The following is a 14,563-nucleotide window of genomic DNA, read 5'->3' as shown; positions in this document are numbered from 1 at the left end:
GCCGTTGTCATGGGGTTTGAAAAAGCCTTATAGACATGGCGTGCCTGGCCTTTTCATCCTGTCATAATCAACAATGTACGAAATGGTACGTTCAGTCAAGCTGTGGCATACTAGACAAAAGACGACCATGACAATAAAAGGCACGCTCTATGACAGCCCCTTCGACCAAGGCCAGCCCCCCTGCCGCGCGGCGTCGGCGTAAAAATAACCCCGAATCTGTGCGCGCCGATATTCTTGCGGTGGCTACCCGCGAATTCTCAGAAAAAGGCCTCTCTGGAGCCCGGATTGATGAGATCGCCGAGAAAACCCGCGCCTCCAAGCGGATGATTTACTACTACTTTAATGATAAAGAGACGCTCTACCTGCACACCCTGGAAGCCGCCTATCAGAAAGTGCGCCTGCAGGAGGCTGAGCTGGATCTTGACCACCTGGCCCCGCTTGAAGCGCTTAGTCGGCTGGTGCGGTTTACCTTTTGTCATCACGCCAAAAACCCTGACTTTATTCGCCTGGTAATGATCGAAAATATTCATCATGGCCGCTTTTTGGCGCAGTCAGAGTTGATTCAATCACTCAATGCTGGAGTGATTGATGTACTCACCAACGTCTATAGCCGCGGTGTAGAGGAGGGTTGTTTTCGCGAAGGCCTGGATCCTCGGGAGCTGCACTGGCTGATTAGCGCCCTGTCGTTTTTCAATGTCTCAAATCAGCACACCTTTTCGCGGATTTTTGATTGGCACCAAGCTGCGCCAGAGAATCAGCAAAAATTAGAAGATCATGTTACCGATATGGTGATGCGTTACGTGCGTCCCGACTAGGCGACCCCTTAATGGTGAGCAAAATCAGTTCATGTTGATTCGCAAGCTTGCCTTACGAAGTAGGGAGACGCTTGTGAGTTCACACCTACCTAGTTAGCGTATGGTTCTTAGCGTGCGTTCGAAGAGCGAACATATGTACAATTTTGTCCTAGGCCCTGCTTATAAGCTATTTTGAGGCGCTGGACAGCGTTAAATAGGAAGCCTACCGCCATGCCCTCTGCATTTTTAAAACACCCTTTTATGAGCCAGCGAGCCGTCGCTGAGAGTGACGATGACGCGATGGTGGGTGCCATGTTGGCCTTCGAGTTGGCCCTGGCCGAGGTTCAAGAAGCCAGCGGAGCCGTGCCTGCCGGGGTTAGCCAGCAAATGCGTGAGCAGCTTGAGCGCGCCAACGTTAATGTCGCTGAGATCTCTGAGGGCATCGCCAGCGGAGGCAATGTGGCGATTCCCTTCGTTAAACAGAGCCGTGCGCTGCTCGCCGATGAGATCAAGCGCTACTGGCACCAGGGTGCAACAAGCCAGGACGTGGTCGACTCTGCGCTGATGCTGCTACTTAAGCCACGCTTGGCGGCGCTGGATGAATTACTGCTGCGCTGCCGTTCGGCGGCGGTAGCACTTATGGGCACTCATATCGACACGCCCATGGTGGGACGCACCTTAATGCAGCAGGCGCTGCCAATCACCTTTGGGGTGAAGGTGGCTCACTGGGCAATTGGCCTGGAGCAAACGCGCCGCCGTTTAAGCGCTGTTGAGCTACCCGTTCAGTTTGGTGGTGCGGTGGGCGTGCACTCGGGTTGGGATAACCTCGGGCTTGAGTGGATGGATGCGCTAGCCGAGCGGTTAGGCTTGGCGGTGCCGGTACTGCCCTGGCATACCGACCGCTACCCAATCCATGCCCTCGGCACGGCGTTTGATGCCGTTGCCGGGGCCGCTGAAAAAATCGCCCTGGATGTCTCGCTGCTCACCCAAACCGAAGTCGGCGAAGTCGCGGAACCCTCGGCACCGGGGTTGGGGGAGTCCTCCTCCATGCCCCATAAGCGTAACCCGGTACGCAGCGCGCTGATCCGCGGCGCCGCGCGGCAGGTACATGGCCATACCAGCGTGTTGATCAATGCTGCCGCTCAGCCCCTTGAGCGTGGCTTGGGCGAGTGGCATGCGGAGTGGGCACCGTTGATGGAGAGCGCTCTGCTGGTAGAAGGTGCGCTAGAGCAAGTGGCCGTGCTGCTGGAAGGGTTGGAGGTCTATCCCGAAAAAATGCAGCGCAACCTGGCGGCCACTGGCGGCGGCATTATGGCCGAGCCAGTGGCACGTTTGCTGGCGCCTACGCTAGGTGTGGAGAGAGCCAAAGCGGTCAGCGCAGAAGCGGCAGAGGTCTCACGCCAGGAAGCGCGCCCCTATTCTGATGTACTCGCCAACCATCCTGATGTGAAAGGGGTCGTAGGCCCCGATGCGCTGCGTAATGCCTGCGACCCTGCTTTATACCTTGGTAGCAGCGCCGCCCAGGTCACTCGTGCCAAAAAATGGCTAGCAGCGCAATAAGCGTATTTAAAAACAAAACGTTACGTTTAGGTTTGGCGTGGTGGATGGGTTCAGCAGGGTAATTAGGTGAGCGCCGATGGGTTTGACCCCATTAGCGTTCAGCAGTAGATTGTTCGTATAGAGGATCTATGTTCGCTTAACGAACATTCTGCTAACCGCTAAGAGGCACCCATCATGGCCGAGTTTCTCAGCTTGCATGACGCGGTAGCGCGCTACGTCCAAGACGGCGCTACCGTGGCCATGGAAGGTTTTACCCACCTGATTCCGTTTGCCGCCGGTCACGAAGTGATCCGCCAGAAGAAGCGTGACCTGACGCTGATCCGCATGACCCCGGATATCATCTACGATCAGATGATTGGCGCGGGCTGCGCTAAAAAGGTGATCTTCTCCTGGGGCGGTAATCCCGGCGTGGGCTCGCTGCACCGCCTGCGCGATGCGGTTGAGAAAGGCTGGCCGAATAAGATCGAGATTCTTGAGCATAGCCACGCGGCCATGGCCTGCGCCTTTGAAGCGGGTGCAGCGGGGTTACCACTGGCTGTTTTTCGTGGCTACATCGGCAGCGAACTGCCCAGCGTCAACGATCAAATCAAATTCATCGAGTGCCCGTTCACCGGTGAGCGCCTGGCCGCCGTGCCGTCGGTGCGCCCGGACGTCTCGATCATCCACGCCCAGCGGGCGGATCGTCAGGGTAATGTGCTGGTAGAGGGTATCGTGGGCGTACAGAAAGAGGCGGTACTAGCGGCCAAGCACAGTATCGTCACGGTGGAGGAGATCGTCGATGACCTCAACGCCCATCCTAACGCCTGCGTGATTCCCAGCTGGGCCATCAGCGCCATTGCGGTAGCTGAGAAAGGCGCACTGCCCTCCTACACCCACGGTTATTACGGCCGCAGCAACCGCTTCTATAAAGAGTGGGATGCCATCGCTCGCGATCGCGACACCTTTACCCAGTGGCTTGACGACAACGTCTTTAACGCTGTTAAAAATCATGCAGAGGAGAACAGCTAATGAGTCTCGAATATACCTCTTCTGAAATGATGTCGGTGACCGCCGCGCGGGCGCTGGAAAATGGCATGACCTGCTTTGTGGGTATCGGACTGCCCTCGGAAGCCGCCAACCTGGCACGGCTGACCCACGCCCCTGATGTGGTGCTGATTTACGAGTCCGGCACGCTGCAAACCAAGCCCGATATTCTGCCGCTCTCCATCGGTGACGGTGAGCTGTGCGAATCAGCGCTGACCACCGTAGCGGTGCCGGAGATGTTTCGCTACTGGCTGCAGGGCGGCAAAGTCGACGTGGGCTTTTTAGGCACCGCGCAAATCGACCGCTTTGCTAACCTTAACACCACGCTGATCGGCGATTACAAAGCGCCCAAGGTTCGTCTGCCGGGCGGCGGCGGTGCGCCGGAAATCGCCACCAACGCCGGTGAAGTGTTTATCACCCTGAAGCACTCCAAGCGTGCCTTTGTGAAAGATGTCGACTTTGTCACCACCCTAGGCTTTGGCCGCGACGGCAAAGGGCGCGATAACGTACCTAATATCGGCAAAGGCCCCACCCGGGTAATCACCGACCTGTGCGTGATGAAGCCCGACCCGGAAAGCAAAGAGCTGGTAGTGGTGTCACTGCACCCAGGTGTCAGCCGCGAAGACGTGATTGAGGCGACCGGCTGGGAGATTCGCTTTGCCGAACAGCTTGAGAGCACACCAGAGCCCAGCGAAAACGAGCTGACGATTTTACGTGAGCTCAAAGCGCGCACTGAGCGGGCCCACGCGGACGCATAAAGGAGCTATTTATGAGCGATGTTGTTATGCAAGACGTCTTTCTATGTCATCCCCGCCGCACCGCCGTGGGACGCTTTGGTGGAACCCTGGCCAGTGTGCGCCCGGATGATTTTGCTGCAACGATTTTTAAAGCCGTACTGGCAGAAGCGCCGGATCTCGACCCTGCTGCCATTGAAGAAGTCTTTATGGGCTGCGCCAACCAGGCCGGCGAAGATAACCGCAACGTAGCGCGGATGTCGTCGCTCCTGGCGGGTATTCCTACCTCAGTGCCCGGCACGACCATGAATCGCCTCTGCGGCTCGGGTATGGACGCGGTGGGCACCGCGTTTCGCGCCATTAAAGCGGGTGAGATGGAGCTGGCGCTGGCCGGCGGCGTGGAGTCCATGTCTCGCGCGCCCTATGTGATGGGCAAGGCCGATAGCGCTTTCGCCCGCAGTCAAAAACTCGAAGACACCACCATTGGCTGGCGCCTGATCAACCCGCTGATGAAGAAAACCTACGGCATTGATTCCATGCCGGAGACCGCAGAGAACGTCGCCGAGCAGTTCAATATCTCTCGCGAAGACCAGGATGCCTTTGCCCTGCGCTCCCAGCAGAAGGCCGCTGCCGCTCAAAAAGCCGGGCGCTTTGCACAGGAGATCACCGCCATCGAGATCCCGCGCCGCAAGCAGGAGCCGCTGATCTTTGACCAGGATGAGCATCTGCGGGAAACCACGTTGGAAAAACTGGCAGGTTTGCCCACGCCCTTCCGTGAAGGCGGCAGCGTTACCGCGGGCAACGCTTCTGGCGTCAACGACGGTGCGGCGGCGATGCTGGTGGCCAGCGAAGCGGCGGTCAAACAGCATGGTCTTAAGCCAATGGCGAAAATCATCGGCATGGCCACGGCAGGCGTAGAGCCGCGCATTATGGGCTATGGCCCGGTACCGGCAGTGCAGAAACTGCTCAAGCGCACGGGTATCTCGATGGATGAGATCGATGTGTTTGAGTTTAACGAAGCGTTCGCCGCCCAGGCGTTAGCCTGTATGCGCGACCTGGGTCTTAAAGACGACGACCCACGTGTTAATCCCAACGGTGGCGCGATTGCGCTGGGGCACCCGTTGGGTATGTCCGGTGCGCGTCTGTTAATGACCGCTGCCCATGAGCTGCAAAACAGCGGCAAGCGCTATGCACTGTGCACCATGTGCGTAGGCGTGGGTCAGGGTATCGCTACGTTGATTGAACGCGTTTAACGGAGATCGTCATGGCATTTCATAGCATCAACGGCCGCAGCGTGGCCTATCGGCTGCTCGGCGCAGAAGTGAACCCGCTGGTCGTGCTGGCGCACCCTTTGGGCATGAGCCAGGCAGTATGGGATGACGTGATTCCCGCGCTGCTGCCCCGCTATCGGGTGCTGACCTGGGATCTTCCCGGCCACGGTGCCAGCCAGGCGGTCAGCGGTACGCAAATTACGCCCGCTGATCTAGCCGCCGAGGCCTTGGCATTGGCAGAACTGGCGGGTGCTGAGCGCTTTCACTTTGCCGGGACGTCCATTGGCGGTGTCGTCGGCCAGCAACTGATTGCCGAGCATGGTGATCGCCTGCTCTCCGTTACGCTGACCAACACCGGCGCGGTGATTGGTAATCCGGATCTCTGGAACACCCGCGCAGGTCGCGTGCGTCAGGAGGGCTTGGCGGCGATGTCTGAAGAGATCGTGCCGCGCTGGTTTGCCCCGGCGGCGTTTGAGGAAAGCCCGGCGCTGAAAGCGGGGTGGTGCGTACAAATGGGCCGTGGCGACGATGAGTCCTACGCCCAGCTGTGCGAAATGCTTGGCCGCGATACCTTCACTGGCAAATTAGCTGCTAAGCAGGTCAAAGTGCAGCTATTTGGTGGCAGCGAAGATCTGGCCACGCCACCCGCGACGCTGGAAGCCCTGGCGGCAGAGCTCGGTGACGCACCGCTGGAGATTTTTGACGGTGTGGGCCATGTGCCTGCAGTCGAAGCCCCGACGCTGTTCGTGCAAAAGCTCCTTGCCGTGATGGCAACGGATCTGGGCGACGTGGCCAACCACGGCGTGGCTTACGCCACTGGCCTTGAAACCCGCAAACAGGTATTGGGCGAGGAGCATGTGGCGCGCTCCACCGCCAACGCCAACACTCTGGATGCGCCCTTCCAGCAGATGATCACCCGCTTGGCCTGGGGCGAGCTGTGGAGCAACGGTGATCTCACGCGGCGCGAACGCAGCATGATCACAACGGGTATTCTCGCCGCCCTTGGCCGCGAAGAGCTAACGCTGCACTTGAAAACCGCCAAGCGCATTGGCCTCACGGAATCCGAGCTGCGCCAGGTGCTGATGCACGTGGCCATTTACGGCGGTGTTCCAGCGGCAAATCACGCCTTTGCGCTAGCCAAAGAGCTGGGGTGGGGCGAGTAAAGCGCCACTCGCTGTACACGTGCTGACAGGGTATCCTCATAACCAAAGGGTTATTGTGAGGGTGTTATGCTCAACGCGCGGATAAAACTACGCCACTTGCAGGCGTTTCTCGAAGTAGCGCGACAGCGAAGTTTTGCCCGCGCCGCTGAAAGCCTCGCCATTACTCAGCCGGGTATCTCCAAAACCATTCGTGAGCTAGAGGATACCCTCGCTGTCCAGCTATTCGAGCGCACTCCCCGTGGTGTTTCCCTTACCCAGGCTGGACTGACACTGCTTCGACATGCAGGCCCGGCAGTGCGCGCGCTGGAGGAGGGCGTGGATGCTATTCAGGCCGTTCAAACCGGCTCTCACTGGTTGCGCGTAGGCACGCTATCTACGGTTGAAAGTTGGCTCCTACCTGAAGCTCTGCGCCGTTGGCAGATGAGTACCACCACCGAACGAGGCGCACAGGTGGTTACCGGCACCAGCGCCTTCCTGCTTTCGCGTTTGCGCCGCGGTGAGCTGGATGTGGTGGTAGGCCGCATGACAGAAGCGCGCGAAATTCATGATCTGAGCTTTGAACACCTCTATTACGAACGTCTTCAGCTAGTGGTTCGCGCAGGCCACCCGTTACTGCTCGAACAGGCGCCAGGTGCCGATAAACTCTGCGCCTACCCCTGGATTGTGCCGCCGCCGCAAACCACGCTCCGCCAACAAGTCGATAGCTTCTTTGTACGTCATGGGCTCACGCTGCCAGCCCAGCGCATTGAGACACTGTCGTTAGCGTTGGGACAGCGTTATACGCTTACCGGTGATGCTATTTGGGTGGCGCCAGAAGAAGCGGTGCGTTCAGCCCTTGAGCGCAGAGAGCTCTGCGAACTCGCCCTGCCCTTAGAGCCCCATGGCGGTTCCGTCGGGGCATGTATCAACCGTTCACTGCGCCCTACTCTGGCGACTGAAACGTTCTGCGAAGTGTTGCGGGAAGTGGCTGCCGACGTTGTCAAAGGGCATAACCTATAGGTTATGAGGGTTGGATAAGTTATTAATTGGCAGGTGGTGGATTAACCATGACACTAATACCGTCCGTTTCAATCCTTGAGATACCTGTATGCCAAATGACAATAACCGCTTTGTGACCCGTGACCGCAACTGGCATCCCCCAGCCTATACGCCGGGTTATAAAACCTCGGTACCGCGCTCGCCACAGCAGGCGCTGGTGAGTATGCAGCAACCCACCGCCTCCGAACTGACCGGCCCCGACTTCAGCCACCTGCGCATGGGGCCCCACGATAACGATCTACTGCTGAACTTCCGCCAGGATCCAGACCGGGGCGGACTCCCCCAGGGCGAGCGAATTATGATGTTTGGCCGAGTGGTGGATCAGTTTGGTAAGCCGGTACCGCATACCCTGGTGGAAATGTGGCAGGCCAATGCTGGCGGTCGCTATCGCCACAAAAACGACAGGTATCTGGCGCCGCTAGACCCTAACTTCGGCGGAGTAGGTCGCTGTTTGACCGATGAGCAGGGTATGTACCGTTTTCGCACCATCAAGCCTGGCCCCTACCCGTGGCCCAACGATGTGAACAGCTGGCGCCCAGCGCATATTCACGTATCGGTGACCGGCCCCTCGATCTCAACCCGGCTGATTACTCAGATGTATTTTGAAGGTGATCCGCTGATTCCCCTGTGCCCCATTGTGCATACGCTCAGAGATCCTGACGCAGTGGAAACCATGATCGGCCGACTCGATATGGCGCACAGTAAACCGATGGACTGCCTGGCTTATCGCTTTGACATCGTGGTGCGCGGTGAACTGCAAACCTACTTCGAAAACCAGTAAGGCCAGGGGAAACCTCATGAAACAACCCGCTATTCAGCCCAACACGCAGCCAACTAGCGAGCTTATGCTGCGCGAAACGGCGTCGCAAACTGCTGGCCCCTACGTGCATATTGGTCTGGCGCTCGCCGCAGCCGGCAACCCCGTACGGGATGAAGAGATCTGGAACGAGATGGCCAAGCCCGACGCCGAGGGCGAGCATATCGAAGTCGTCGGCACCGTTATCGACGGCAATGGTGACCTGGTGCGCGATGCGTTTTTAGAAGCGTGGCAAGCCGATGCCGCCGGCAACTACCAATCCGATTACGACCTCAGCAAGCCGTTCAATAGCTTCGGCCGTACCGCGACGACGTTTGACCACGGCAGCGAGTGGTCGCTAACCACCATTAAGCCCGGCGCGGTGAAGCACCCCAGCGGCCAGCCAATGGCGCCGCATATTAACCTGGCGGTCTTTGCCCGGGGGGTCAATGTTCACCTGCAAACACGGCTCTACTTCGATGATGAAGCTGAGGCGAACGCCCAGTGCCCGGTGCTCACGCGTATTGAGTCACCGACGCGACGCCAAACGCTAATCGCCAAGCGAGAAGAGGCAAATGGAAAGGTACGTTATCGCTTTGATATCCGCCTGCAGGGCGAAGGCGAGACGGTGTTTTTTGATTTTTGATACTGAGCATACAGGGTTTTTAATATAGCTATAAAGGCAGCCAATTGGCTGCCTTTATAGTATGTCGATAGCGATGGTTACTTCTATTTCTTAAACTAAGCCGAGCAGCTTTGCTGTAAATCTATCGCGGCTTTGTAGATATCGTTGGCAGAGTCGCCAACCTCTTCCAAGTAATCATCAATGGTCTGCTGCAGCGCGGGGCCCCATTCAGGATCTTCCAGTGCGTCTTCGATGACGACGAACTCATGTCCGGCTTCAACGGCTTCTTCACGGCCTTGGCGTATCATCTCGTCGTAAACCTCCGCCGCGCGAAGCGACCACTCTAAGCCGCTGTGGTCATCAATCACCTGCTGTAAATCGGCCGGCAGGCTGTCGTAGCTGCGCTGGCTCATGGTGGCGAACAGCGAAAGGTCATACAGGGGAACTTCAGTATGGTACTGCGCCAGTTCATTTAGCCGGAAGGTTTTCATGCCTTCCCAGTTGAAACTGAGGCCGTCGACGACACCACGCTGCATGGAGGTAAACACATCCGGTGCTGGCATACCCACCGCCTGGGCACCTAAGCGTTCGAACATATCACCCACCACTGGCGTGGGGCGGCGTAGGCGAAGTCCCTCTAGGTCAGCCGGTGTTTCAATCAGTTGATCCTTGGTATGCAGATAGCCTGGGCCGGTAGTGAACAAGAACAGAGGGCGCGTGTCGGCGTACTCCTGTTCAAAGTATCCCTGATCGTAAAGCGACTGGAGTATGCAGGCTCCTTGGCGGGCGCTTGATGAGACCCCCGGCAGCTCGACGACTTGCGTGAGGGGAAAGCGGCCCGCCGTATAACCTTGGGCAGAGGCACCAATATCGGCGATACCGCTGACAGCACTTTCGTAGGTTTGAGCCGATTTCGCTAGTGTCTGGCTGGGGAAAACTTCTACTGTCAGCTGCCCATCTGACGCCTCCTCGACGCTTTCAGCCCAGGCTTGAAACAGCTCACGGTCTATCATTGAGCCACCCGGCCAAACGTGCGCCACTCGAAGTGTGGTACTAGCTTCCACGTCGGGGGCCGCGATTGAAACGGCGAACACGCCAAATAGAGTCGCCTTGGCTAGATGTGTGGGTAGTTTATTCATTGTCGTTATCCTGATGGCTAGTCAACGGGGTACGTTTTTGTAACTGTTTTTATGACTGCTTTTATGCTGGCTTAAAGATCCAACACAAGGGTTTTGCTCTTGGCTCTGGAGCAGCAGGGCGTGAACTGGTCGTTGGCCGCGTGCTCATCGTCATCCAGGTATAAATCCCGGTGGTCGGGTTCGCCTTCAAGCACACGGGTTAGGCAGGTGCCGCAGACGCCTTGCTCACAGGAGACCATGATGTCGATGCCATTTTCGGCCAGCACTTGGTAGACCGTTTTGTCGGCGGGCACGGTAAAGGCAGCGCCACTGCTGGCGATACGCACCTCGAAACTGCCGTCGTCTTCGCTGGTTGTTTCCGCGCCTGCAAAGTACTCGGTATGCAGTTGGTCGGCTGGCCAGCCACACTGTTTACCTGTGGATATGACGGCGTTAATAAATCCGCTAGGGCCGCAGACGTAGACCTGGGAATCAGCTTCTGGCTCATTAAGCAGTTTTTCCAGGTCGAGGGCGGGGGCCGCGGTGTCGTCGTCCAGATAGAAGTGCACTCTATTGGCAAAGCTTGATGTCTTGATACGATCGCGAAAGGCCATGCGCTCGGCAGAGCGCGCGCAGTAGTGCAGCTCGAAGTCTGCCTCGGTGCGCGCTAAACGCTCTGCCATGCAAAGCAATGGCGTAATGCCAATTCCGCCCGCCAGCAGATAAGTTCGTTTAGCTGGCTTGAGCGGGAAGTGATTTTTAGGGGCGCTAATGAGTAAGAGGTCACCCTCTTGAACTTCATCATGCATGGCGACGGAGCCTCCTCTGGAGGCCTCATCACGCAATACGCCGATCAAGTAGCGATCCCGCTCTTCAGAGTGGTTGCATAGCGAGTATTGCCGGATTACCCCCTCTTTCACCTGCACGTCAATGTGGGCGCCAGCGCTAAAGGGGGGCAGCGGTCGACCATGCGGGTCGGCAAGCTCAAAGGTAGCAATGCCAAGCGCCTCCTCATGGCGAGCTTTTACCTCGACAATAAGCGATAGAGAGGGGGGGCTCATGCCGTTGCCTCCTGGGGTTGCTCGGCCTGCTCCTCTTTTAAGATGCGATCAATAATGCGGCGCGCTTGTACGCCCCCGCCGTCAATATTGAGTTTCAGCAGTTGGCGGTCGGGATAGCGAAGTAGGTTACGCTGCTGTGCCTCGAGCATCTCAAGATCCTCTTCGAAGATCTTGCCCTGGCCCTCGCGGATCTTGTCGGTGAGCGCCTGATCTTCCGGCTTGAAGTTGCGGGCCATTCCCCAGAAGTACCAGATAGAGGTGTCTGATTCTGGGGTGATAAAGTCGACTACGATACTTGAGGCTTTTACATTGGCCGGTGCGTTGGCCCCGCCATTGCCCGCGTGGGCCACGCCGACTTCAATTAACACATGGCTGGGCGGGGTAAAGCGGCAAATCTGCCAGCGATCAACGGGTACGTCGTCTGCAAGCCCGTTACCCCTAAGGGCGGCCTGCCAGAAAGGCGGCGCGGGGATATTCTCCATCTCGCGGCTGGTGACCACCTCATCGCCGTTAACCGTTGTTTCCGGTGCGGCTTCCTCTATTTCTGGCTGGCCAATGCTGGAGGCGTGCACATAGGTCTCATGGGTAAGGTCCATGAGGTTGTCGATCATCAGGCGATATTCACACTGAATATGGTAGAGGCCGCCGCCATAAGCCCAGTCGGGGTTGTTGGCCCAGTGCAGCTCGGGGATCAGATCGGCGTCAGCTTTATCGGGGTCGCCGGGCCAGATCCAGATAAAGCCGTGGCGTTCTTCAACAGGATAGGCACGATTGCTTGGGAAGCCGCGAACCCGCTGGCCGGGCATGCTGTCGCATTTGCCGCTGCAGTTCATTTCAAGGCCGTGGTAGCCGCAAACCAGCTTGCCATCACGGACAAAGCCCAGGGAGAGTGGCGCGCCACGGTGGGGGCAGAAATCCTCCACGGCGGCTACGCGACCTTCATCGCCGCGGAAGAAAACTAGTTGCTTATTGCAAATAGTTCGCCCGAGTGGCTTTTCGGTAAGCTCATCAGGGGTGCAGGCGACGTACCAAGTGTTCATTGGAAAGGGGGTTTGTTGAGTCACGGTTAACTCCTTATGGTTTAGTGTTGTAATTATGCTTATTGGATCCAAAGTAAAGGCTAGGAAGGTTTTTGCAGTCAACCTATACTTTCGTAGAGTTCGCCAATAAATAGCTAAACAGTGTTGATATGAGAGAAAAATTAAATGAGTAACAACGATAAAAGTGTCGTCAGCCGGCTGCGTAAATTGATCAGCGAGGGGAAGTACTCTCCTGGCGAGCGCCTTGGGGAGGTTGCGGTTGCGGAGCAGCTGGGTGTTTCGAGAACGCCGGTAAGGCTTGCATTTCGAACTTTAGAGCAGGAGGGGCTGCTGCAGCAGGCAGGCAAGCGTGGGTTTATGGTGCGTGAGTTTACCCAGGTGGATGTGCACTGCGCGGTTGAGGTTCGCGGGGTATTGGAGGGGCTGGCTGCTCGGCGGCTTGCTGAGCAGGGCCTGCCGCCGAGTGTTGATAAGGAATTGAATTTTTGGATCCAAAAAGGGAGGGCGCTGATCGACAAAGGCTACCTTTTGGAATCAGATATTAATCAATGGAGTGAGCTTAATGCACATTTTCACGGCATTATTATTGACTCTATCGGCAGCGGTGTCGTGGCGGATGCCATTGCCAGGAATAATCACCTGCCTTTTGCTGCCGCCGATTCAATCATTATTGATGGTGATGACTTAGAGCGTGAATTTAAAAAATTGCAGTTAGCTCAGTTCCATCATGAGCTTATATTTCAGTCGCTTAAGAGGGGAGAGGGAGCCAGAGCCGAAATGCTGATGCGCGAACATGCGCTGATCGGGCTACGGTACCCTGAGCTGCTGGCAGATTCTGAATAAAAATACCGATAATTTAGTTATATAGTGTAATTAAACCAAAGTATTAAATTAATAAAATCTTTTATATTCAGTAGTTTGTGTTATCAGAAAGATGTATAGCCTCCATTGTAATTGACAGATGGAGGTTTTTTTTGCAGCTTTGGTACGTAGTGCGGATCAGAGTTCGCATTGAGAACAATTACAACTAGCCACTACGACCAAAAGCAGAGACAAACAATGAAAATTAACCACTTTGTCGCGTGTGTTCTTCTCGCTCCCTGTGCGCTTGCTTCTCAGGCCCATGCATTTGATGTTGTAGAAGCCGGGCAGCCTATCGTTACCGGAGAGCCCAGCCGTGTAGGCCCACCCTGGAATCATCGATCAACGATTAATATTCCAGGCACCAAAACAGATATTGCCTTTGGGGGGTACGTTAAACTCGATGCGTTTTACGACTTCGACTACGACCTGGGGACATCAACTAATCCTTACGCCGTTATGAACCCCGGTAATAGAACCGATGGTCGAACCAGCTTTACGGCCTATGAGTCCCGCCTGAATTTCCGCACCCACACCGCCACTGACTATGGGCGTTTATCGACTTACTTCGAAGGGCATTTTGTTCCCGATGGTAAGTTCGGGCTACGCCATGCGTATGGCGAACTGAATGGTTTTCTCGCCGGGCAAACGTGGTCAAATTTTATGAGCTTCGTGGGCGGAACACGCACCCTGGCACTAGGGGATCCTAAGGGCTACGCCTTCGAGCGGCAGGCTCAGTTGCGCTATACGCAGCCTGTTGGGGAAGGGAGTTTCTCGGTTGCATTGGAAAACCCCACTACGGTTATAGCCCGCAATGATGCTTCAGTAGCCGATGGGGAGAGTCAGCTGCCAGATTTGACGCTGCGCTACGAATATAAGCGTTTATTTGCGCTATCGGGGATAGCACGCCAGCTTTCGACCAATAACATCACCAATACCATTGATGACGAAGTCACTGGCTATGGGGTGCAGGCACAGTTTAATTTGCCCTTTAATGCGTCAACCAGCTTGCGAGGCAGTGCCACCTACGGTGAAGGTATCGGTAACTATATGGGTAACCCTGGCAATGTAGGTCACCGTAACGCACCTGACGTCTATGTGAAGGGTAACAATCTTGAAACGATTGAAACCCAGGCATTTGGTCTCTCACTGAATCACTACTGGACGGATAGCTGGTTCAGTTCAGTGGGCGTTTCGCGTCTTGAGCAAGACCTACCCGCAGGCTATGGCGATCATTTCGAAACGCTCAACTATGGGTTTGCCAATGTGATTTGGGATGTTACCGAGCGCATGACGGTAGGACTTGAGTACCAGCATGCGGATATCGAGCAGGTGAATGGGGTCTCCAATGATGCTAGTCGCCTTCAGGCGAGTGCCACCTTCCAATTCTAGCGCTCTACGCGTTCTCGTGAGGTGACTGTGTAAGTGATTTACCGCTGTTTCGATGACGTTTTAGGCTGGCGATTTGCCAGCCTTTTT

General features: G+C 56.4%; 14 protein-coding genes. 11 read left to right on the top strand and 3 right to left on the bottom strand.

Annotated features, from left to right (window positions below; genetic code table 11):
- Positions 1–149: 149 nt before the first annotated feature.
- From SR894_RS21825 to pcaG, 9 genes are all read left to right on the top strand, one after another.
- On the top strand, positions 150–815 hold the full coding sequence (locus SR894_RS21825; protein WP_133732220.1) for a TetR/AcrR family transcriptional regulator: 666 nt from the start codon (positions 150–152) through the stop codon (positions 813–815).
- Positions 816–1,025: 210 nt separating this feature from the next.
- On the top strand, positions 1,026–2,354 hold the full coding sequence (locus SR894_RS21820) for a class-II fumarase/aspartase family protein (RefSeq protein WP_223288339.1): 1,329 nt from the start codon (positions 1,026–1,028) through the stop codon (positions 2,352–2,354).
- A 174-nt stretch (positions 2,355–2,528) separates the two neighbouring features.
- Complete coding sequence (locus SR894_RS21815; RefSeq protein ID WP_133732218.1) at positions 2,529–3,362, top strand: CoA transferase subunit A; 834 nt, start codon at positions 2,529–2,531, stop codon at positions 3,360–3,362.
- Entirely contained in the window at positions 3,362–4,135 is a 774-nt protein-coding gene (locus tag SR894_RS21810) for a CoA-transferase subunit beta (protein WP_089691070.1), read from the top strand. Before SR894_RS21815 ends, SR894_RS21810 begins: the two co-directional genes overlap by 1 nt.
- A gap of 26 nt (positions 4,136–4,161) precedes the next feature.
- Positions 4,162–5,364 (top strand): 3-oxoadipyl-CoA thiolase, encoded by a 1,203-nt coding sequence (pcaF, locus tag SR894_RS21805; RefSeq protein ID WP_223288422.1) that lies wholly within the window; start codon positions 4,162–4,164, stop codon positions 5,362–5,364.
- Positions 5,365–5,375: 11 nt separating this feature from the next.
- The gene (locus tag SR894_RS21800; RefSeq protein ID WP_223288340.1) at positions 5,376–6,545 is read left to right on the top strand and encodes an alpha/beta fold hydrolase; all 1,170 of its coding nucleotides are present in this window, start codon (positions 5,376–5,378) and stop codon (positions 6,543–6,545) included.
- A gap of 66 nt (positions 6,546–6,611) precedes the next feature.
- Positions 6,612–7,544, top strand: coding sequence for a pca operon transcription factor PcaQ (gene pcaQ / locus SR894_RS21795; protein ID WP_088700075.1), 933 nt, complete (start codon positions 6,612–6,614; stop codon positions 7,542–7,544).
- Positions 7,545–7,632: 88 nt separating this feature from the next.
- A complete protein-coding gene (pcaH, locus tag SR894_RS21790) occupies positions 7,633–8,364 on the top strand; it encodes a protocatechuate 3,4-dioxygenase subunit beta (protein ID WP_088700076.1) in 732 nt (243 codons plus the stop codon).
- A gap of 16 nt (positions 8,365–8,380) precedes the next feature.
- Positions 8,381–9,025: a protocatechuate 3,4-dioxygenase subunit alpha gene (gene pcaG / locus SR894_RS21785; RefSeq protein ID WP_171051099.1), complete on the top strand. Its 645-nt coding sequence runs from the start codon at positions 8,381–8,383 to the stop codon at positions 9,023–9,025.
- A 95-nt stretch (positions 9,026–9,120) separates the two neighbouring features.
- Here the strand turns inward: pcaG and SR894_RS21780 are convergent, their stop codons facing one another.
- The 3 genes from SR894_RS21780 to SR894_RS21770 form a co-directional block, all read right to left on the bottom strand.
- A complete protein-coding gene (locus SR894_RS21780; protein ID WP_223288341.1) occupies positions 9,121–10,143 on the bottom strand; it encodes a TRAP transporter substrate-binding protein in 1,023 nt (340 codons plus the stop codon).
- Between the two features lie 71 nt (positions 10,144–10,214).
- Positions 10,215–11,183: a PDR/VanB family oxidoreductase gene (locus SR894_RS21775; protein ID WP_223288342.1), complete on the bottom strand. Its 969-nt coding sequence runs from the start codon at positions 11,181–11,183 to the stop codon at positions 10,215–10,217.
- Entirely contained in the window at positions 11,180–12,247 is a 1,068-nt protein-coding gene (locus SR894_RS21770; RefSeq protein ID WP_244286566.1) for an aromatic ring-hydroxylating dioxygenase subunit alpha, read from the bottom strand. Before SR894_RS21770 ends, SR894_RS21775 begins: the two co-directional genes overlap by 4 nt.
- A gap of 141 nt (positions 12,248–12,388) precedes the next feature.
- Between SR894_RS21770 and SR894_RS21765 the strand changes: the two genes are divergently transcribed.
- Entirely contained in the window at positions 12,389–13,066 is a 678-nt protein-coding gene (locus SR894_RS21765) for a GntR family transcriptional regulator (RefSeq protein WP_223288343.1), read from the top strand.
- Positions 13,067–13,282: 216 nt separating this feature from the next.
- Entirely contained in the window at positions 13,283–14,476 is a 1,194-nt protein-coding gene (locus tag SR894_RS21760) for a DcaP family trimeric outer membrane transporter (RefSeq protein ID WP_133732206.1), read from the top strand.
- Positions 14,477–14,563: the final 87 nt, after the last annotated feature.

The organism is Vreelandella neptunia, assembly GCF_034479615.1.
In the GTDB taxonomy this organism is placed as follows: Bacteria; Pseudomonadota; Gammaproteobacteria; order Pseudomonadales; family Halomonadaceae; genus Vreelandella; species Vreelandella neptunia.
Note: the sequence above shows the minus strand (reverse complement) of the source record. Positions and strands in the feature narration are given on the sequence as shown.